This window comes from Marivirga atlantica (assembly GCF_016734805.1).
In the GTDB taxonomy this organism is placed as follows: Bacteria; Bacteroidota; Bacteroidia; order Cytophagales; family Cyclobacteriaceae; genus Marivirga; species Marivirga atlantica.
Map to the genome: position 1 here is coordinate 113,802 of NZ_JAERQG010000002.1, position 20,635 is coordinate 134,436.

Annotated in this window: 17 protein-coding genes; 5 read left to right on the forward strand and 12 right to left on the reverse strand. The window is 37.5% G+C overall.

What is annotated here, in order from left to right; translation table 11 throughout:
• Positions 1 to 2 precede the first annotated feature (2 nt).
• Positions 3 to 542, reverse strand: a complete 540-nt coding sequence (locus JKP34_RS07960) for a DUF1599 domain-containing protein (protein ID WP_201919572.1) — start codon at positions 540 to 542, stop codon at positions 3 to 5.
• 72 nt (positions 543 to 614) lie between these two features.
• Between JKP34_RS07960 and folP the strand changes: the two genes are divergently transcribed.
• From folP to typA, 3 genes are all read left to right on the forward strand, one after another.
• A complete protein-coding gene (gene folP, locus JKP34_RS07965; protein WP_317193665.1) occupies positions 615 to 1,433 on the forward strand; it encodes a dihydropteroate synthase in 819 nt (272 codons plus the stop codon).
• Entirely contained in the window at positions 1,430 to 2,284 is an 855-nt protein-coding gene (cdaA, locus tag JKP34_RS07970) for a diadenylate cyclase CdaA (RefSeq protein ID WP_201919576.1), read from the forward strand. The genes folP and cdaA overlap by 4 nt, the downstream gene beginning before the upstream one ends.
• Positions 2,285 to 2,426: 142 nt before the next feature.
• Positions 2,427 to 4,232 (forward strand): translational GTPase TypA, encoded by a 1,806-nt coding sequence (gene typA / locus JKP34_RS07975; protein WP_201919578.1) that lies wholly within the window; start codon positions 2,427 to 2,429, stop codon positions 4,230 to 4,232.
• Positions 4,233 to 4,290: 58 nt separating this feature from the next.
• Here the strand turns inward: typA and JKP34_RS07980 are convergent, their stop codons facing one another.
• The 10 genes from JKP34_RS07980 to JKP34_RS08025 form a co-directional block, all read right to left on the reverse strand.
• Positions 4,291 to 5,169: a cation diffusion facilitator family transporter gene (locus tag JKP34_RS07980; protein WP_201919580.1), complete on the reverse strand. Its 879-nt coding sequence runs from the start codon at positions 5,167 to 5,169 to the stop codon at positions 4,291 to 4,293.
• Between the two features lie 3 nt (positions 5,170 to 5,172).
• On the reverse strand, positions 5,173 to 5,544 hold the full coding sequence (locus JKP34_RS07985; protein ID WP_236664943.1) for a DUF3703 domain-containing protein: 372 nt from the start codon (positions 5,542 to 5,544) through the stop codon (positions 5,173 to 5,175).
• 66 nt (positions 5,545 to 5,610) lie between these two features.
• The gene (locus tag JKP34_RS07990; protein WP_201919583.1) at positions 5,611 to 6,018 is read right to left on the reverse strand and encodes a Fur family transcriptional regulator; all 408 of its coding nucleotides are present in this window, start codon (positions 6,016 to 6,018) and stop codon (positions 5,611 to 5,613) included.
• Positions 6,019 to 6,062: 44 nt separating this feature from the next.
• Positions 6,063 to 6,506, reverse strand: coding sequence for a hypothetical protein (locus tag JKP34_RS07995; RefSeq protein WP_201919585.1), 444 nt, complete (start codon positions 6,504 to 6,506; stop codon positions 6,063 to 6,065).
• Positions 6,507 to 6,611: 105 nt separating this feature from the next.
• Entirely contained in the window at positions 6,612 to 7,754 is a 1,143-nt protein-coding gene (locus JKP34_RS08000; protein WP_201919586.1) for an efflux RND transporter periplasmic adaptor subunit, read from the reverse strand.
• A 2-nt stretch (positions 7,755 to 7,756) separates the two neighbouring features.
• Positions 7,757 to 12,085 carry a CusA/CzcA family heavy metal efflux RND transporter gene (locus tag JKP34_RS08005; RefSeq protein WP_201919587.1) on the reverse strand — a complete coding sequence of 1,443 codons (4,329 nt, stop codon included), beginning with the start codon at positions 12,083 to 12,085 and terminating at the stop codon, positions 7,757 to 7,759.
• Positions 12,086 to 12,171: 86 nt separating this feature from the next.
• Positions 12,172 to 12,567 carry a hypothetical protein gene (locus tag JKP34_RS08010; protein WP_201919588.1) on the reverse strand — a complete coding sequence of 132 codons (396 nt, stop codon included), beginning with the start codon at positions 12,565 to 12,567 and terminating at the stop codon, positions 12,172 to 12,174.
• Positions 12,568 to 12,613: 46 nt separating this feature from the next.
• On the reverse strand, positions 12,614 to 13,639 hold the full coding sequence (locus tag JKP34_RS08015; protein ID WP_201919589.1) for a c-type cytochrome: 1,026 nt from the start codon (positions 13,637 to 13,639) through the stop codon (positions 12,614 to 12,616).
• A gap of 3 nt (positions 13,640 to 13,642) precedes the next feature.
• Positions 13,643 to 14,476: a DUF5777 family beta-barrel protein gene (locus JKP34_RS08020; protein ID WP_201919590.1), complete on the reverse strand. Its 834-nt coding sequence runs from the start codon at positions 14,474 to 14,476 to the stop codon at positions 13,643 to 13,645.
• 10 nt (positions 14,477 to 14,486) lie between these two features.
• Positions 14,487 to 15,299: a hypothetical protein gene (locus tag JKP34_RS08025; RefSeq protein WP_201919591.1), complete on the reverse strand. Its 813-nt coding sequence runs from the start codon at positions 15,297 to 15,299 to the stop codon at positions 14,487 to 14,489.
• A gap of 496 nt (positions 15,300 to 15,795) precedes the next feature.
• Here JKP34_RS08025 and JKP34_RS08030 point away from each other — a divergent pair, with 496 nt between their 5' ends.
• Positions 15,796 to 18,303, forward strand: a complete 2,508-nt coding sequence (locus tag JKP34_RS08030; protein WP_201919592.1) for a DUF7282 domain-containing protein — start codon at positions 15,796 to 15,798, stop codon at positions 18,301 to 18,303.
• Positions 18,304 to 18,351: 48 nt separating this feature from the next.
• On the opposite strand, the gene JKP34_RS08035 is transcribed toward JKP34_RS08030, so the two are convergent.
• The gene (locus JKP34_RS08035; protein WP_236664944.1) at positions 18,352 to 19,734 is read right to left on the reverse strand and encodes an MATE family efflux transporter; all 1,383 of its coding nucleotides are present in this window, start codon (positions 19,732 to 19,734) and stop codon (positions 18,352 to 18,354) included.
• Positions 19,735 to 20,185: 451 nt separating this feature from the next.
• Here JKP34_RS08035 and JKP34_RS08040 point away from each other — a divergent pair, with 451 nt between their 5' ends.
• Complete coding sequence (locus JKP34_RS08040) at positions 20,186 to 20,623, forward strand: DUF3124 domain-containing protein (RefSeq protein ID WP_201919594.1); 438 nt, start codon at positions 20,186 to 20,188, stop codon at positions 20,621 to 20,623.
• Positions 20,624 to 20,635 lie beyond the last annotated feature (12 nt).

Genomic DNA, 20,635 nt, shown 5'->3' on the forward strand with positions numbered 1-20,635 from the left:
TTTTAAACTCCAATTTTTATTAAACAAAAAACCGCATAATTGATCATATCCTGGTAATTAGCCTTAATCGGTTCAGAAATGATCGTTTTACCTTCATTGTCTTCAATCTGTTTTACCCGATATAGCTTCATAAGAATGAGGTCGGTCATAGAGCTAATTCTCATGTCTCTCCAAGCCTCACCGTAGTCATGGTTTTTATCCATCAGCAGGTTTAAAGTTTCCTCAACAGTTTGATCATACAAAGGTTCAAGCTTATCGTATGGTATCTCTAAGGAATCTTTTTCTGTTAGAGTTTCCTGGATAATGGCTATAACTGAATAGTTTATGATGCCAATAAATTCGCCTTTTATATCGTCTTCAATTTTTTGAGATCCCTTTTCTTGAATGGAGCGGATACGCTGCGCTTTGATAAAAAGTTGATCCGTAATTGACGGAAGTCTTAAGATGCGCCAGGCCGTTCCATAATCTTTTGTTTTCTTTTCGAAAACATCTTTACAGAGCGCAATAACTTGCTTATATTCGCTTTCAGTTTGTTTACTCAAAAGAATAGTTTTTTATTAGATCAGTCTCATTTTTTGAATCCGAAAGATACATCATTTTATCAAAAAACAACATTGCAGATAAAGGGAAAGCTGTTTGATTTGTCTGAACCTAAGGTGATGGGGATTCTGAATATTACTCCTGATTCTTTTTACGATGGTGGTAAGCATAGTTCGATAGACAAAGCAGTTGCCACTGCTTCTCAAATGTTGGATGATGGTGCAGATATCATTGATGTAGGAGGCTATTCAACTCGTCCAAATGCTTCTGAGGTTAGTGAAACAGAAGAGGCTGAACGTGTGATTCCTACTATCAAAGCTATAAATGAAAAGCATCCTAATGCAATAATTTCTGTTGATACTTTTCGCTCATACGTTGCCAAGCAAGCTATAGAAGTAGGTGCTGCCATTGTGAATGATGTAAGTGGAGGTAATTTGGATGAGAATATGTTTGCCCTTATTGCCGAAAAGCAAGTGCCTTATGTACTAATGCACATGAGAGGCACACCAGAAAATATGCAACAGCAAACACAATATGATGATTTATTAGTTGATGTTGTTAATGAATTGTCAGGTAAACTCAGACAATTAAAGGCTTTGGGAGTGAATGATATAATAATTGATCCGGGTTTTGGCTTCGCTAAAAGCATTGATCAGAATTATGAAATACTACAAAATTTAGCCTATCTTGAAATTCTGGAAGCACCCCTTTTAGTTGGAGTTTCTCGAAAGTCAATGATATATAAAGTTTTAGGTGTGCTGGCTGATGAAGCTTTAAATGGAACGAGTGCCTTAAATATGGTGGCCTTAATGAATGGAGCTTCAATATTAAGAGTACATGATGTGAAAGAAGTCAAAGAAATAGTCGAATTATATAAGAAACTAAAAAATTGATATTAGCCTTTTCCATAGGATTTTTAGAAGTAAGCATTGTTGATTTACTGGACATTGCGCTAGTAAGTTTCTTGCTGTTTCAGGTATATAATCTGATGCGTGGAAGTGTGGCTGTAAGGATATTTGTTGGGTTCTTATCGCTCTATTTGATCTATTTGGTGGTAAGAGCTGCTGAAATGGAGCTTTTGTCAGCTATTTTGGGACAGTTTATGGGAGTAGGTGTTATAGCAGCCATTATTCTTTTCCAGCAGGAAATAAGAAAATTCTTGTTGTTATTAGGAAAAACTACCTCTTTCAATCGGGATAACAACTTCTTGTCAAACTTGCCATGGAGAAAACGTCAGGCGGGCTTTGAGTTAGACATAACACCACTCATTGAAGCTGCAAAATCTTTAGGAGGTACTAACACAGGAGCCTTAATCGTGATATCGAAAAGTTCTGAATTGCGATTTTACGCTGAATCAGGTGATAGGATAGATGCTTTAGTTTCCAAACGATTATTGATTTCTGTTTTTAATAAGACTAGCCCGTTGCATGATGGAGCCCTCATTATTCATAAGGGAAGGATAGTAGCAGCCCGCTGTGTTTTACCTGTGACCGAAAAGGATGTGCCTGCTCAGTTTGGATTAAGGCACAGAGCAGCAATAGGTATGTCTGAAACTACCGACACCATCATTTTAGTGGTGTCTGAAGAAACAGGTCAGCTATCATTGGCTAGAAATGGCACCATATATCATAACCTCTCAAATCAGGAAATCAGGTCGAAAATTAAGGAGTACCTGGTTGAGGATGACAAGAAGAAAGATAAGTCTAAACAAGAAAAGCCTGAGTCTGAAGAAGTAGTGCAGTAAGGTTTTAACGTTTTCTTAATGGAATAATTTCCTGCTTATAGCACCAATCACAAATGTATTTTCATACCTTTGCGTCCTGAAAGGGAGAGGTGACAATGTTTATCTCTAACTTATTGATAATCATTTATTTTATAGTTTTTAGATGACTGAAATTAGAAATGTGGCAATTATTGCCCACGTTGACCACGGAAAAACAACTTTGGTTGATAAAATTATTCACGCTTGTGAGGTATTTAGAGAAGGTAAGGATACGGGAGAGCTGATCCTTGATAATAACGACCTTGAGCGTGAAAGAGGTATAACTATCCTTAGTAAGAACGTTTCTGTTACATACAAGGATGTTAAAATCAATATCATTGATACTCCTGGTCACGCAGATTTCGGTGGTGAAGTGGAACGTGTATTAAAAATGGCTGATGGGGTACTACTTTTAGTAGATGCTTTTGAGGGAGCCATGCCGCAAACAAGATTTGTATTAGGTAAAGCATTAGGCTTAGGGCTAAAGCCAATTGTTGTAGTAAACAAGGTTGACAAAGAAAACTGCCGTCCTGATGAGGTGCATGAAGAAGTTTTCGACCTTATGTTTAACCTGGATGCTACTGAAGAGCAGTTGGATTTCGTTACTATGTACGGTTCCTCTAAGAATGGCTGGATGAGCCATGATTGGAAAGACCAGACAGACTCAGTATTTCCATTGCTTGATGAGATAATAAAAACAATCCCTGCACCTGAGCAGAAAGAAGGTATTCCGCAAATGCAGATTGTATCGCTTGATTATTCTTCTTTCGTAGGTCGTATTGCTATTGGAAGAGTTTATCAGGGTACCTTAAAAGAAGGTATGCAAGTAGGCCTTTGCAAAAAGGATGGCTCAGTTAAAAAGACAAGAATTAAGGAGCTTCAAGTGTTCGAAGGTTTAGGAAAGGCCAAAGTTAGCGAGGTACATTCTGGCGATATTTGTGCTTTGGTAGGTATTGAAGGTTTTGATATTGGTGATACCATTACAGATCCTGAAAATCCACAACCACTTCCTAGAATTGCTATTGATGAGCCTACTATGAGTATGCTTTTCACTATTAATAATTCTCCTTTCTTTGGTAAAGAAGGTAAATATGTTACTTCTCGCCACTTAAGAGATAGGTTGATGAAGGAAACAGAAAAAAATCTTGCTTTAAGGGTTCAACCTACTGATTCTGAAGACAAGTTTCTAGTATACGGTAGAGGTATTCTTCACTTGTCAGTTTTAATTGAAACGATGAGAAGAGAAGGTTATGAGCTTCAGGTAGGTCAGCCACAAGTACTTTATAAAGAAGTTGATGGCGTAAAACAAGAGCCTATAGAGCATTTAGTTATTGATGTACCTGATGAGGTTTCTGGTAAAGCTATTGAGTTAGTGACCATGAGAAAAGGAGAATTGAAGGTGATGCAGCCAAAAGGAGATGTGCAACATCTTGAGTTTGATATCCCCTCAAGAGGATTAATAGGATTAAGAAATAATATATTGACTGCAACTGCTGGTGAGGCTGTAATGACACACAGGTTGAAGGGGTATGAGCCTTATAAAGGCACTATTCCTGGAAGAATTAATGGTTCCATGATTTCTATGGAAGCAGGTTCTTCAACAGCCTATTCATTAGATAAACTCCAAGATAGGGGCGTGTTCTTTGTGGCCCCAGGTGATGATTTATATGTAGGCCAGGTAATAGGAGAGCATTCAAGAGATAATGATTTGGTGGTAAACGTGGTAAAAGGTAAAAAGCTTACTAACATGCGTGCATCCGGTACTGATCAGAACTCTTCACTGGCACCACCAAGAAAATTTTCGCTAGAAGAAGCTTTAGAGTATATTCAGAAAGATGAATACCTGGAGGTAACTCCTGAAAGCATGAGAATGCGTAAGATTTATCTTGATGAGAATGAGCGTAAGCGTATGGCTAACAAAATAGATTAATTACTAAAAGAGAGATACTTAAAAGCCATCCTGATTTGATCAGGATGGCTTTTTTATTTTAACACAAAGCACAGTTTTCCTCATCCAGCTCAGTTTCTACTGTGTAATGAGAAAACTTGTAGTCCTTTAGCAAATCTTTCACTTCCTTTTTTACCTGAAGTAATTGTTGAAATGAATCAATATTTTTCAATTTTAGGTGTGTAGTAAATACATGCTTTTCACCCTCTAAAGACCACATGTGGGTGTGATGTAAAGAATCTACATTGGCTATTGACAAAAGCTTTTCCTTGAGCTTATCTAAATCAATATCTTTTGGTGCGCCTTGCAGAAAGATGAAGAGGGTTTCCTTCAACCGCTTGATTACATTCCATAAAATATAAAATGTGATACCGAGCGATAGGGCAGGATCTAAATAATGAATGTCTTTAAATTTTAAAACGATAGCCACTATCAAAACGGCTACCCAGCCCAACACATCTTCTAACAAATGCCAGGAAACTACCTTTTCATTCATGGAACTCCCACCACTTAATTTATAGGCTGCAAACCCATTTACCGCTACCCCGATGATGGCAAATATGATCATGCCTTCTGCATTAGAATGCTCCGGTTCAATCAATCTTCCAATGGCTTCACTAATTACGTAAATAGATCCTGCTACGAGAACCAGGCTATTAATGAGTGCGCCAAGAAGTGAAAAGCGTTTGTACCCAAAGCTAAACTTATGATTAGCTCCTTGCTGCGATTTTTTATCGAGGTACCAGGACGTTCCAAGTGATAAACTATCTCCCAAATCATGGATGGCATCTGAGATAATGGCAATACTATTGACATAAAGGCCTCCAATTACCTCAAGAATGGTAAAACCAAGGTTCAGGAAAAAGGCAATTTTCAAGTTTTTACCAGAAGGATTATGGTGGGAGTGATCGTGTGCCATATCTTAGTAACTATCCTGAATTATTTTGTTTAAATCTTCTGGAATCGGTAATGACTTGAGAGGAGGTATATTGGCTCCTCCAGTGTTACCAACCGGAATGGTTCCTACAAAGGATTTTACCCCTCCAAAAATCAATCTAGGTAGTTGTCCAAGAATTTCTCTGCCATTTTTAATATGAAAACCGAACTTGAGCATTAACCAATGTACATAGGTATGCTCTATAGGGTAGGGTTGACCCAAAATATGTGCGCGTTCTAAATGCTTCCATGCGCTTGCCAGCTCACCCAACTTAAGGTTAGTATCAAAGGCTTTGAGCTCTTTTCGGTAATGTATATTGAGTTTTGTGGGGATGCTTGTATTAAATTTCACTTTCATTTTACACTAATTATTATTGATAGTGTAAAAGTAAAATTCAAAGCCTTGCAATGGAATTGCATTGTTTTATTGGCACTGATCGCAAACACCTTCCACGAGCAGTTTTACCTCGCTTTTTTGGAAATTTTTAGGAAGCTCTAAGCTTGGAATGTTGAATTTTGGTAAGCAATAAGTGTTTTCGCAGCTGGTGCAATAAAAATGGATGTGTGCATCATTGTGTTCATGCACATCACAATCAGCATGGCAAAGTGCATATTGTACGGTACCTTTCTTATCGGTGATACTGTGTACTAAGCCATTTTCTTCAAAGGATTTCAGGGTACGATAGAGTGTCGTTCTGTCTGCATTTTCAAAATCATCATATAAACCTGATAGGCTTATGGCTTTTTCCTGCTTCTGTAAATATGAAAGCACAAGCATTCTCATAGCTGTTGGCTGTAGCTTGTGCCGTGCTAGAATATCCTGTGCTTTCATATTGGATTTAAAAGTTAAGGTTTTAGTGAATTAATGGTCACGTATTATTCATTTCGAATCTCAGTATGTCTGATTTCTCCTCCGCTATTACCTGTTTCCGCACCAAAGTATAGGCATACCAGAGCAAACAACAGTACTATAATATAGCCTGCATTAGCCATCTGCTTTTTCTTGAGCTGAAGCCAAAAGGTAATGATAGAGAGCGCGCCTAAAACTAGACTTAGTGTGTAGAAAAGCTCAGCATGCTCCTCATGTTCATGGATGATCTTGTGGGAAACATCAAGTGTTTCTTCAACTACTTCTTCTGCACCCTCACCAGTATAAAATGCCGCAATAGAGAAAATAGCCGCTAAAACGAATATGCCCAGGGCTGTTAATTTAATATCATTTTTTTTGCTGATATAACCAGCTGCCAATACCAAAATACCAATGATTAAACTTACAATGGGTAAATGATTTACTAATAAGTGTTGATGTGCTTCGTTCATTTGATTAATGTGATGGTTTTAAGAAAGAAATTTACAAAGAAAATTTATCTTCAAAAGTAGGATTGTCTTGTAATCCCTATTCGGTACAAGACAATCCTTTATAAATTATTCGCTGATTAAACTGAAAGCTCCTTTGCTCAAAAATTGAGTATTTTCATCAAAACTATCTGAATTAAGAAGAGGCCTGTAATCATTTGACAGATTTCCTACATCTACCAGTTTTTTACTAAAGGTATAGCTGCTATCAGTCTGCTTCTCTAACTTCAATGCGTAATATTCTTTGTCAATATTGATAATTGCGCTTTCAGGCAATGCATGCATTTTATTCTTAGATGTTTTTAGTTGTGCTTCCAGATACATACCTGGTACCAACTCCTTATTTTTACTTTCATCTATTAAATGTCCATGCACTTTTACAATACGATGGTCATTTTCGATGTAGCGATTGATAAGATATACTTTAGCCGGATAATTAATATTAGGCTTGTTTTGTAATTGAAAAGTTAATTCTTGACCAATAGAAAGCTTGTCATAATCCTTTTCGTAAACATTCAATTCAACATGCATATGGTCAGGGTTAGTGATCATTACGGCTACATCTCTAGGTTCCAGGTATTTTCCTTTTTCCGCATGTACTGCATTGATGTATCCCCCGATGGGGGCAGTAATACGTACCACGCTTCTGATGTTTTCAGAAGAAAGGTTTCGTGTATTTATGTTTACCAAACCTAGTTGATTTTTTAGTGAAGCCACTCTGGCTTTTGCTGATTCATAGTCAGCCTTTGCTTTAAGATATTCTTTTTCAGAACTCACATTGTCCTTCCATAAGGCTTCTTTTCTTTCATAGTCATTTTTCAGAAAGGCCAGTTGCCCTGAGTTTTCTAAAAAAGCTTCTTGCATTTTTATGAATTCAGGATTTTCCAGCATGAAAAGAGTTTGGCCTTTTTTGATCTGCTGACCGGGTAAAATGCTAATACTTTTCACATATCCACCGAAATAAGCGCTCACCGCAGCTTTGTACTCGGGTGGCACATCTAGTTTTCCATTGATCAAAAGTTCATCTGAAAATGGCTGCATGCTCATTTGAGTAAGCTCCATATTTGAGTCCATAAATTGATCTTTGGTAACAACTATTTCATTGCTCTCTGATATAAGGGTCATTTGTTCCTCATTTGAACTTTTTTCTTCGGAACAAGCAGAAAGAATACCTACTATACCGATTATTATATATTTATTTAAGTATTTCATTTTTAATAAGTTAAATAATTTGCTTCAATCACTGCTTGGTTATATGCCAGCAGATTTTGATAATAAGTGATTTCAATTTCTATTGCCTGCTGCTGAAATGAGATGTATTTCATAAGGTCTATTTCTCCTTTTTTAAAGGCCAGCCTTGCGTTGGTTTTTAGTTCATTTGCCAGCGATTTACCTTCGTTTTGGTAATAGGATATCCCTTTTCTGTGTCGTGCGGCAGCTGTAGATACTTTTGAATATTTGGCCTCTAATTCTAGCTTAAATTGTTCCTTCTCGGTATCCAGAATTAACTGCTGAGTTTTGGCAGCTTTTACACGTGCCTTTTGCTGGCCGAACCATATAGGAATCCCTATACCGGCCTCGATGCCTTTATACCCTCCATCTCTTGAGATAGCATTAAAACCTTGATAAGCTGTAACCTGAATGTCCGGAAGAAACTTCTGCCTTTCAAGCTTCAATTGTTGATCAGCAAGGGATTGACTGGCACTAATAAAGTCAGCATAAGGTTTGTCAATTTCATTATATGACTTCAATTCTAAGGGATAATAATCCACAACTGATACTTCAAAAGCTGAATCTGTCTGCAACAGGTTTTTTAATGCCAACTCTGCCGAAATGATTTCAACTTTAGCCTGTTCAAATTGTAGATTTACCTGACGTGCTTCAGCTTTTACTGTAAGTTGATCCAGGTAATTAACTCCTCCTTGCTGATATTGCTGCTGAGCACCTTTGTCATAGGCTTGAAACAGACTATCAAGATGTTCATACTTTTTTAAAAATAGCTTTTGGTAAAGTAGCTGTTGGTAAGCTTTTGCCACCTTACTGCTGAGTTGCTGCTCTTGAATTTTCATATTGCTTTGACTAAGCTGAAATTTCTTATGCAGTACATCTTTCCTTGCACCATATATAGTTGGGAATTCCCAGTTTTGGCTTACACCTATTGTTCTCAAAGCTTCCCCTTCAGGTGCTATATTGGCTTCATCATAACCATAAAATGCTCTTAGTTTGCTGGGGTTATAAGCTGTTTTGATCAATTGCTTCTGCTGCTCAACTTTTTGCCGTTCCAGCTTCATGCCAGCATTATTCTCAAGGGCTATTTCAATGGCTTTTTCCATTGTTAAAACCGGTTGTTGTGCCTGTGTAGCTATTGTAGTGCCAAGCATCAATAAAACAAACATGGATGCTTTTTTCGAAAGCTTTATTTTCTTTAAAGCGCCAGACTCTACCGTTGCATAAAGTACAGGAAGTACCAAAAGGGTTAGTAAAGTTGCAGTTATTAATCCTCCAACAACTACTGTTGCTAAAGGTCTTTGTACTTCAGCACCTGCTGAGGTTGAAATAGCCATTGGTAAGAATCCTAAAGCTGCTGCAGAAGCCGTAAGCAATACAGGTCTCAATCGGTTTTTGGTACCTTTAATTATGAGCTTATGGATATCTGTCATGCCTTCCTCTTTTAAGCTTTTAAATTCTTCAATAAGTACTATACCATTTAATACAGCTATACCGAATAAGGCTATGAAGCCTACACCAGCTGAGATACTAAAAGGTAAGCCCCTTATGTAAAGAAGTAATACACCACCAACAGCTGCCAGTGGAATTGCAGAATATATCATTAGAGCTTCCTTAAAAGTGCCAAAAGCAAAATAGAGTAGTATAAATATTAGCAATAAAGCTACCGGAACAGCAATCATCAGGCGTTCTCTGGCTGAGCGCAGGTTTTCAAACTGCCCACCATAGGTAACGGTGTAGCCTACAGGTAACTCTATATTATTGTTTACTAACTTTTGTACATCTTGTACTACAGATTCCAAATCACGGTTCCTCACATTTACCCCCACTACAATTCTTCGCTTGGTGTTATCTCTTGATATTTTTGCGGGTCCCTTAGTGTAGTTTATTTCGGCAAATTCACTTAAGGGTAGGTTGCCACCATCAGGTAGCTGCACGGAAGCCTTTTTCAAATCCTCAATGTTGGTTCTGTGTGCTTTATCATAGCGGATTACTAAATCGAAGTGTTTTTCACCTTCGAAAACCATACCTGCCGGCAGGCCTGCAAAGCCCATGCTGATTAGCTGATTCAATCTTTCTATTGACAAGCCATATTTAGCAATCTTATTTCTGTTGTATGAAACAGTCATTTGAGGCAAGCCAGCTACTTTTTCGACTGTAATGTCAGCAGCTCCTTCTACGTTTTGAATCAGCCTTTCAACTTCCAAAGCCTTCTTATAAAGGATGTCTAAATCTTCACCAAATATTTTGATGGCCAGGTCAGCTCGTACACCTGTAATGAGCTCATTAAAGCGCATCTCAATAGGTTGGGTGAATTCATAGTCGACTCCAGGAATAATAGAAAGTGCGTCTTTGAAAGCATCTGCCAGTCCATCTTTAGAATCTGCAGTCTTCCATTCATCTTTTGGTTTAAGGGTGATGATCACGTCACTGTCTTCCATTGACATAGGATCGGTAGGTACTTCTGCAGCACCAATACGCGAGACAACTTGTTTCACTTCAGGAAATTTGAGCAATATCTGTTCAATTTTGGTGGTGATATCTACCGTATTACTTAAGGATGTTCCTGTTTTTAACACCGGCTGAATAACAAAATCACCTTCATCAAGCGTAGGAACAAATTCACCACCCATTCTACTGAAAATGACAGCAACAACTATTAAAAGAGCTGATGCGGATATGAGCACAAGCTTTTTAGACTTTAGCGCCCATTCAATGGTAGGCTGATAACGCCTTTGTAACCAGTTGATCAGCTTAGTAGAAACGTTGCTTTTACCAGGTGCCTTAGGTCTTATAGCGATGGAAGACATCATAGGTACATAGGTGAAGCAGAGAATCATAGCGCCTATTAATGCAAAGCAGAATACCAATGCCATTGGCGTAAACATTTTACCTTCTACACCTGTGAGCGATAAAATAGGAATGAAAACAATGATAATAATGAGTTGACCAAATATTGCCGACCGCATCATTTTGCTAGCACCTTTAATGCTTTCACCATCAATCTTTGACTGCTTCTCATCTTTTGGAAGGCTTTTCAATGTGTTGTATTCTGAGGTAATTCGAAAAGCGATAAACTCCACCACGATCACAGCTCCATCAATGATGATCCCAAAGTCTATGGCTCCTAAACTCATGAGGTTAGCATCAACACCAAATATGTACATCAATGATAGCGCAAAGAGTAAGCAAAGAGGTATAACAGACGCCACAACGAGCCCTGAACGGAAGCTGCCTAGAAGCAGCACGACCACAAATACCACAATAAGACAACCTAAAATAAGGTTTTCTGCAATGGTAGTTGTAGTTTTTTCTATGAGCTCACTTCTATCCAAAAAAGCATTTATCCTAATCCCTTCAGGAAGTGTTTTTTGAACTTCTTCAACGCGTTTGTGTACTGCATCAATAACTGCTTTCGAGTTCGCATCTTTCAACATCATGACTTGTCCCAGTACCTTTTCACCTTGACCATTACCTGTGATAGCACCAAACCTCGTAGCATGACCGAAGCCAACCTCAGCAACATCTCTTATCAATAGTGGACTACCATTTCTTTCATCTACCACTATCTTTTCAATGTCTTCCAAAGAACCTACCAAACCTTCTCCTCTAATGAAGTAGGCCTGGTTCGTTTTTTCAATATAACCTCCACCACGCACACTGTTGTTGTTTTCTAAGGCAGCATATATAGTAGCAATGTCTATATCAATTGCCCTCAACCTTTCAGGATCAATGGAAACCTCATATTGCTTGAGATAGCCTCCCCAGGTATTAATTTCCACAACCCCAGGGATACCGGAAAGCTGTCGTCTAACAATCCAGTCCTGAATGGTACGGAGTTCAGCAATACTGTACTTGTCTTTGTGTTCTTCGTCTACATCAATAATGTACTGATAGATTTCTCCAAGTCCTGTAGTTACAGGCCCCATAAATGGCTTACCAAAACCAGCAGGTATGTTCTCTTCAGCATTTTTGATCTTTTCCGCAATTAACTGCCTTGGCAGGTAAGTACCCATATCTTCATCGAAAACTATGGTTACCACAGAAAGGCCGAACTTCGAAATAGATCTTATTTCCTTTACTCCTGGTAAGTTGGCCATTTCAAGCTCTACCGGGTAGGTAATGAACTTCTCCACATCTTCAGTAGCTAAATTTCTGGAGGTAGTAATTACCTGTACCTGATTATTGGTTACATCTGGCACGGCCCCAATAGGAATATTCATTAATGAGTAGCCACCAAAAGCAATGATGGCTGCCGTAAATAGTAAGATGATCAGTTTATTATGAACTGAAAATCTTATGATTTTATCAAGCATAAAATATAAATTAAGTAATAAAGTAATGAGCCGAAATGCATTTGACTTCAGCCATAAATAATATTAAAGAAAAGATATAATGTGTATTAGGCCTTCGGAGGCTGAAAAGGTTGGTAGCTAAACTCAGAGTTAACTTGTTCCGAGTAATCCGGATAAACTAATGAAAAGGTAAGTTCTAATTCCTGAATTTCAATTTGCTCAACTGTAGGGATAAATATCGGAGCATGTGAACAAGAGTGATTGCCATGAAACGGCATGTTCTCATGTTCTTGTGTATCATGTTTACCAGCAAGGTCATGCCCCTCATTAAAGAAGTCCTCCTGCATAAATTGATAGAAAGAGTCCCCGTCAAATGCTTTGTGCTCTAAGTAATGATCGACCAGAATTGGAATTTTTTGAAGTTCGCAACATAAGTCCATATTGGGTGTAAAACCCTGAAGTAGGAATAAAAAACTGAACCATATGGCGATGAATGACTTCATATATTGCAAACTTACGCAAAATACAAATAAATTGTTTAAATAAGATTTATTTAGACTCTTGCTCTACATAAGCTCTTAAATCTTCGACTTGCTGATGACTCATTTTTTCCAGCGTATAAAGTGGCATATACTCTTTGTGACCCATCTCCGAATAAGTGCCTTTTCTAATTATTTCGTAGATGGATTTATGCGTATGCGTATCAATATTTTTCTCAAGCCATTTAAAGGTTAATTTGGAGTTATCAAGCACCAAATCACTTTCACCGTATGCATGATGGCAGTGTTGACAACCTAATTCATAAATGGCTTTTCCCATTTCAGGTCTTCCTTTTAAGTTATAACCCTTATTATAGTTCTTAGGTGTATCTGTGAAAGTGGCTGGAGACTTTGTCAAATAAAAGGATTTTAAGTAACTAATGGCACTATCCTTCTCATTTTTCTGAGATAGCTTGTTTAAATGATCTAGCTCCTCGAAAGACATTTCTAAATCTGTCACCTGCATCTGTAAAGACCATAAATAGGCCAGTATGCTCTTCATTTCCCAATCTTGTAGTTTTCGTCCCTGTGAACAAACCTGAGCACAAAGCTGTATGCTTTCTTTTAAGCTTTTCTCAGCCTTTTCCACCAAACTACCATATTTTAAAACGTAATCATCATTATACCATGTTTCCCGATTTACAGCCCCCCAGAAAGTGGTACCTTGTAAGTAGGGTAGGTCTTTGCTAATTGCATATTTCAATCGCTCGTCCTGATTAACTTCAGTAAGTGTTGGATCTTCCCTCACTGTATTATGGCAACTGGTGCAGGTATAAAACTTACTAATGTTGCTTGAGCTGAATCCTTTTGGAGGATTGGTTTTACCTACATGGATAAGGTCGTAACCTCTCTTGATATCAGTACTATCAAAATCTGAGATATAATGGTCAGGATATGGCTGTCCCAGATGATTGAGTACATCAGCCACATTATCTGAAGGAGTAAATTCAGAGATAGTTTTATGCTGATTACTGATTAGTAAAACGGTAATCGCCATAATGGAAAATACTGAAATTATTTTGAGTAGGTTCTTCATAGCTTATCTTCTTGGTCCTACCTTAAAATCTCTGGTAATATTAAATCCAAAATGAATATCACCATTGGCAATTACGCCTTCAGTCTCTGCAATGTATAATGGAGCGATTAATCCTTCAGAGTTGGTGAAACTCAGCTGGAATATATGTCCTTTAGTTTCAATTTCAATTCCTAAGCCTACTGAAGCCTGATAATCTTCCTGAATTTGACCTGATGGTACGTAATAGTATTCCAATAGAAAGGCGAGTTTTTTACTTGCCTGAATTCGCGCTGCGCTCCCAATGTTATAAACATCATTATTGCTTACTTCATCATTCACAAAATTTCTGTGCACCACTCCCGGAGAGAGTTGAAGGCTTAGATAATCATTAATTCTTCTGCCGAAAATAAGTTGATGTGTATATGATAACTTATTATTAAAAGTTAGGTCTTCTGTTTGAGGGGCTACCAATGCTTTAACAGCCATATTGGTATAGAAAACTATCGATAGAGGTCTGCTATTGGCTCCTGTTTTTTGCTGCATAATCCGATACTTCAAGTAACCATCATAGTGTACTTGTAATGAACTTCTGCCGATACCAATATTAATATTATCGGTCAAAGCGTAATCCAAACCTATTCGGATAGTTGAATTATCAAGTCCAAAAAAATCCCTTATGCCATTGTTTACTACCCCAAACCTATGTGAGATAATAAACTTCATGGTTCCTTTAGGAATTAATTCGGTCGACTGACCATTAACAATTCGTGTGTCACGAAATACTTTAACTCTGTCTTCCTGAGCAAAGGCAGTACTGACAATTAAAATACTAATGATTAAGGTTGATATTTTCTTCATAGTTGGTTTATTAATTATCAAGTGCGCCATCATCTACCCAGCAAGCAATTAAAGCAATTTCCTGCTCTGTTAAATCTTCTCGCCCTGAAGGTGGCATACTTCCAGCTGATGTTCTGCTCTTTATTCTTGAAGCATTGTTCAGTATATTTTGCTTATCTGTAAAATTCGGTGGTTGACTACCACTGTGACAGCCTGTAACAGCACAGTTGTTTTGAATGATAGGTTGTATATCTGCACTAAGACTTACACCAGTTGTAATTTCAATATTAGAAATGCTAGCTTCACATCCGTTAGCATCTCGCGCAACAATATCGTAAGAATCAGGTGATAAATTGTTAAACTCAGCGCTTGTCTGAAAACTGCTACCATTAAGACTATAGGTAACTGGTTCTGCACCGTTTGATTGAGAAATACTGATAGAACCATTTGAGCTACCGCAATCAGCATTTGAGCTTTGTGCCAAAGAAATAATCAAACCATTTTCGTTCACAATGTCGACAACTAGCGGCTCGCTTGTACAGCCATTGCTAGTTGTTCTGGCAATAATTGAGTAAGTACCTGCTCCTAAATTTACGAATGAAGCATTTGAAGTAAAATCACCCCCATTATTACTATATTCTAAGGCTTGATTGTCACTTTCAATTACTATTGTGCCATCTTCTGTGCCACATTCAATACTCAATTGTGAATTCGCCTGATCTAAGGAAATTAGAACCGGGGCTTCATCACAAACGTCAGGAGTAGTGACTCTTTCATATTCACAGGAAACTAGCGTTAATAAACAAATTATAACTGTTGAGAGGTGAAATTTGTATTTGAGCATTTTATAAGGTTTGTGATACATTAAATATAGTGTAAAGTTATTTCTTTACTTAATCTGACTAATCATCATTTCAGACCAAGTCAATAATCAAATGAACTCTCTAAACTAAGTTTATTTTAGGTAAATATATGATTTACAGAGGTATACAAAAGGTGTACATGTCCATATTTTGCAAAAAACACTCAGTTAAAAGTTATAACATTGTTCATGAACCTACGAACAATTATACAAATACAGATGTGGTGAATTAATGAATACTGAATTTATTAAGGGCAATAAGGAATTTTTTTTAAATAATTTTTTACAACACCATAGCTCTTAAAAAGAGGCTTTAAATAACATAAAGCTTGATACAGTGAAACAGATCAACAAGTTATTTAATCATTTTGACCTTTTCTTTTCTAAAGTATTCGACATTAATAAATCCACTTGGTCTTGTGACCCCGTAGGTATTTTTGTTCGATGAATAATCGATTTTATTAAACAAAAACCAAATATGATGAGACTAACAAAATTTAAAAATCTTTTAACCAAAGCATTGATGTTGCTTGCTGTCAGTACTTTTGTACTGTATAGTTGCGATAACGAGGATGAGGTAGATGTTACACCTGAGGAGCCCACCGGTTCTTTAACGGTAGCCGACCAAACTCTAATTAATAATATGATTACCGTAGAAAGTGTAACCCTTAACCAATCAGGCTGGGTAGTTGTACACGCTTCTAATGAGGCTGGTGACGGACCTCAAGTTCCCGAAATTATTTCAGAACCAGTTTTACTTCAAGAAGGAACTACTGAAGACGTAATGATCTCCCTATCTGAATCTGTTGAAATTGAAGATGGTGATCAGGTTTGGGTAATGTTGCATACTGACAATGGCGTAAGCGGAGAGTATGAGTTTGAAGGCGATCCTGAAGTGGATGGTCCTATACTTGATGCGAGCGGTAATGTTGTAGTAAAACCAATTACTTTGACGCTTGAAGCTACTGCTCCAACTGGTACATTATCAGTTTCTGATCAGGTATTATCTCAAGATATGATAAACGTTTCGAGTGTAAATCTATCCCAAAACGGATGGGTAGTAGTTCATGCAAGTAATGAGGCAGGTAATGGTCCTCAAGTACCTGAAATTATTTCAGAACCTTTATTTGTAGAGGCTGGAATGCAATCTGATTTAAAAATTAGTTTGGTTGATGGTGTAGACATTGCTGACGGTGACCAATTATGGGTTATGTTACATACAGATAATGGAACAGCTCAAGAATATGAGTTTGACGGAGCAAATGGTTTAGACGGCCCCATTTTAGATGGTGATAATAATATTGTGATGACTCCTATTACAATTACTGCTCCTTCTATTACTGCTTCAACTCAGACAGTGAGCGAAAATACGGTTACTATAGATGAAGTAGTTGCTGGTGTTGATGGCTGGTTAGTGATACATGCTGATAATGGTGAAGGCGCTCCTGGCGAGGTATTAGGTCAAACTATGGTAATGGCCGGCACTAATGCAGATGTAGTAGTTGATTTAGGTAGTACTGTTGTAACAAACGGTGAAAACCTTTTCCCAATGCTACACATTGATAGTCCTGCTGATGGCGAATATGGTTTCCCAGAGAATGGTGACGGACCAGAAATTTTTGCCGGTGAAGTAGTTGTAATAGGAATGGAAACAACTCCTCCTTCAGGTAGCATAACTGTGGCTGCTCAACCTGTTGATGCAAATACTATAACTGTTGAGAATTTAACTGTTGATGCCACTGCATGGGTAGTTGTACATGCTAGCAATGCAAACAATGATGGTCCGGAAGTACCAGATATTATTTCAGAACCAGTACAGTTAAGTGCTGGATCAAATGATAATGTTGAAATTACTTTAACTGAGCAAGTTGCCGGTGGTGATGTTTTATATGTGATGCTGCATACTGAAAATGGAACTGTTGGTGAATACGAGTTTGATGGCGCTAATGGTTTTGATGGACCTATAACGACAGAATCATTAACTGTAGAAGCTCCAACGGGATCTATTACAGCCAATAATCAAATTATACAGGGTAATACAATTACCGCTGCCGAATTAGTAGTTAATGCTACTGCATGGGTTGTTGTACATGCAAGTAATGCAAATAACGATGGTCCGCAAGTACCTGAAATTATTTCAGAACCAGTTCAGCTTAATGCTGGTACAAATACAAATGTTGAAATTACATTGACTGAAACTGTTGCAGCAGGTGTAACATTATATGTAATGTTACACACAGAAAATGGAACAATTGGTGAATACGAATTTGATGGTGCCAATGGTTTTGATGGCCCAATTACTACCCAGTCGATCACGATTGAAGCTCCAACTGGAACATTTACAGCTAATGACCAAGAGTTAGCTGGTGAAACGTTAAATGTAGCTGAAATTACTGTTGGTCAGCCTTCATGGGTGGTAGTTCATAGAGATGATGGAACAGGTACAAGCTTTGTAGCACCTGGGATAATTTCTGAACCAGTAGCACTTGAAGCAGGAACTACTACAGACGTTGAAGTAACATTAACTGAGTCGGTAACTGACGGAGAAAGATTATGGGTAATGCTTCATAACGACAATGGAGTAGTTGGTGAATATGAGTTTGATGGAGCAAATGGATTAGATCTTCCTATTACATTCTCTTCAATTGACATAACTGTGCCATCTGCAATTAATTATGATGTAGTTAATAATAGTACGTCTGCCTACTTATTCACAGGAAATGGATTAACTGATGCATCAAACCCTGATATTACCTTAACGAGAGGTGAGACTTACACATTCACTGTTAATGCATCAGGTCATCCTTTCTATATAAATGAAACACAAGGAACAGGAACTGGAAATGCTTATAATAATGGTGTAACAAATAATGGAACGCAGTCAGGTACAGTTACTTTTACAGTACCTCAAGATGCTCCAGCTACACTTTTTTATAATTGTGAATTCCATAGTGGAATGACAGGAACCTTTACCATAGTAGATTAAATAGTTTGGTTTAATAGGTTAAAAGCAACCTCTTTTGAGGTTGCTTTTTTATAGAGCGTGTCTATTCTTAATACTTCTAATTTTCCAATAGCCCATTTTATAATAGATAAAGGCGATAATAGCCGCAATTAGGTTAGAGATAGGGAAGGCCCACCAAATCCCTTCAAATGCCAGCGTGGTTTTATGCGATAAAACAAAAGCTGTAGGAAAACGAATCATCCATAAGCTGAAAACAGATATTAATAGCGAAGCGGATGTGAATCCCGCACCATTGAATACTCCATTTAACACTTGTTGAACACCTAATAAACCAAAACTTGGTGCCATTATTTTGATGAACAAAGCACCGTCTTGAATTACTTGCTCATCATTCGGTACAAAAAAACGAGTGATAGGCTCAGCAAATACAAATAGCAGCATCCCAATACCGGTTAATCCGAAAAAAGCTATTTTATTACTAAGGTCACCAATTTTGTTAGCTCTTTTTAGTTTGCCCGCTCCAATGTTTTGCCCAACTAATGTGGTGGTGGCCATCGCAAAACCCAGAGCTGGCACAACTATTAAACTTAATACTCTGGCACCGATTCCATAAGCAGCTACTACTTCACTTCCGAAACTTGTCACCAGCATAACCATTACCGTCATGGCCGCAGCTCTAGATGATTGTTCTAAACTAGAAGGAACACCCAATTTAAACATCCGCTTCACCCATGTAAAGTCAAAGCGCATGTGCTTCGATTTAATTTGTATTCCTTTTTTACCTCTTATCAGAATACCAATACCTATGAAAGCTGAAATACCTTGAGTAATGACACTTGCTACTGCCGCTCCTGCCACACCGTAACCGGGAATATTGCCCCAGCCAAAAATAAATAAAGGATCAAGCACCAAATTAAGTAGCACAGTACTCAAAACGATGTACATAGGTAGCATTACGTTGCCTATTCCACGCATTAATGACTGAAATACGAAGAACATAAATAGGAAGACAAAGCCGAAAGAGGAAAACTTAAAATACCGAACTGAGTCATTGAGTATTTCTGGGCCAGCACCTACTAACTTCATTAATGGTGCTGCCGAAAAATAGCCGATAACTGCCAATAAAATGGAAACAAAAAATATGACTAGTACAGTTTGTGAAGAGCTGTAATTTACCTCTACCTGATTTTCTGCACCTTTATGATTGGCAACAATCACAGTTCCTGCAAGTGTAAGTCCTGCTCCAATTGATAAGATCAGAAATAAAATAGGAAAACTGATACTCACAGCTGCCACGGCATTGGCCCCTAATCTACCAAGCCAAAAAGTATCAATTAGCTGATAGGCAGTGTGCAGTATATTGGCCATTATAATCGGTATAGCAAGGCTAACCAGCGATGATAATATTTTCCCTTCGGTGTATTTACTTTTCTTTGGAGCCTTATCTGTCATTTATTAATCTTTTCGGATTCAGTTCAGAAACGAATTTATTTAAATAAAGATAGTTTTAATTGTGAGACAATTAAGAGAGGTGAACGTTGTTTCGAATTATGAATTTGAAAAAAACTGCGAAATACCTTGCCATTTTAAAAGAGTTTTTCAAAGTATTTCTTGTTCATCTTATTATTAGTTAGTGAAAAAATGAGGTAGTATATTTCTAGTGATTATATTTCATTTAAAAAAAACACTATAGTAATTTATGATGTATTAAACTCAGTTTCTAGCTTGTTTGTAGGGTTATGTTCTTAGCCTTTCTTAACTTTAACTTTATATGTTTAACAGAGCCGTTTTTTCTCGTTATTTATTGATTTTTTTACTTTCCTGTTCTTTGATTTTAACAGTGGTCATAATAGCTCGCGTTCACAATTTTTCTGATAATCTAACCGCTTTTGAGAGCAAGCAAGTGTCAAAATTAGAAGCCATTAGATTAGAGGCAATGAAAGATATCCAGTTTAGGATGGGTCAGGAGGTTTATGTACCTGTTTATTCCTCGTTAAAATTAGATAATGAAAGTTATGAAATTGATTTCTCTATTACACTTAGCATAAGAAACACAGATACCAATCATCCACTAATTGTCAGATCAATCGATTACTACAATAGCGAAGGTGAAAAATTCAAGCGTTTTGTAAGTAAAAGGCTGACTCTACCACCTATGGGTACTACAGATATTGTAATTAATAGGTCAGATAATTTCGGTAAAAGCGGAGGTAATTTTTATGTTGTATGGACCTCAGATACTCTGATTTCTGAACCGATAGTGCAAGCCATTATGCTTGGTCCAGGACCAAACGGATATTCTTTCCTTAGTGAAGGGAGAGTTGTGAAAAGTAAGAAATAATATACTTTTAAC

Coding starts and splice junctions, on each gene's coding strand:
- JKP34_RS07980 (WP_201919580.1), bottom strand. CDS start 5,169: ATGGCACACGATCACTCCCACCATAATCCTTCTGGTAAAAACTTGAAA.
- JKP34_RS08020 (WP_201919590.1), bottom strand. CDS start 14,476: ATGAAGAAAATATCAACCTTAATCATTAGTATTTTAATTGTCAGTACT.
- JKP34_RS08015 (WP_201919589.1), bottom strand. CDS start 13,639: ATGAAGAACCTACTCAAAATAATTTCAGTATTTTCCATTATGGCGATT.
- JKP34_RS08035 (WP_236664944.1), bottom strand. CDS start 19,734: ATGACAGATAAGGCTCCAAAGAAAAGTAAATACACCGAAGGGAAAATA.
- typA (WP_201919578.1), top strand. CDS start 2,427: ATGACTGAAATTAGAAATGTGGCAATTATTGCCCACGTTGACCACGGA.
- JKP34_RS08005 (WP_201919587.1), bottom strand. CDS start 12,085: ATGCTTGATAAAATCATAAGATTTTCAGTTCATAATAAACTGATCATC.
- JKP34_RS07990 (WP_201919583.1), bottom strand. CDS start 6,018: ATGAAAGCACAGGATATTCTAGCACGGCACAAGCTACAGCCAACAGCT.
- JKP34_RS08030 (WP_201919592.1), top strand. CDS start 15,796: ATGATGAGACTAACAAAATTTAAAAATCTTTTAACCAAAGCATTGATG.
- JKP34_RS08000 (WP_201919586.1), bottom strand. CDS start 7,754: ATGAAATACTTAAATAAATATATAATAATCGGTATAGTAGGTATTCTT.
- JKP34_RS07995 (WP_201919585.1), bottom strand. CDS start 6,506: ATGAACGAAGCACATCAACACTTATTAGTAAATCATTTACCCATTGTA.
- JKP34_RS08010 (WP_201919588.1), bottom strand. CDS start 12,567: ATGAAGTCATTCATCGCCATATGGTTCAGTTTTTTATTCCTACTTCAG.
- JKP34_RS07985 (WP_236664943.1), bottom strand. CDS start 5,544: ATGAAAGTGAAATTTAATACAAGCATCCCCACAAAACTCAATATACAT.
- JKP34_RS08025 (WP_201919591.1), bottom strand. CDS start 15,299: ATGCTCAAATACAAATTTCACCTCTCAACAGTTATAATTTGTTTATTA.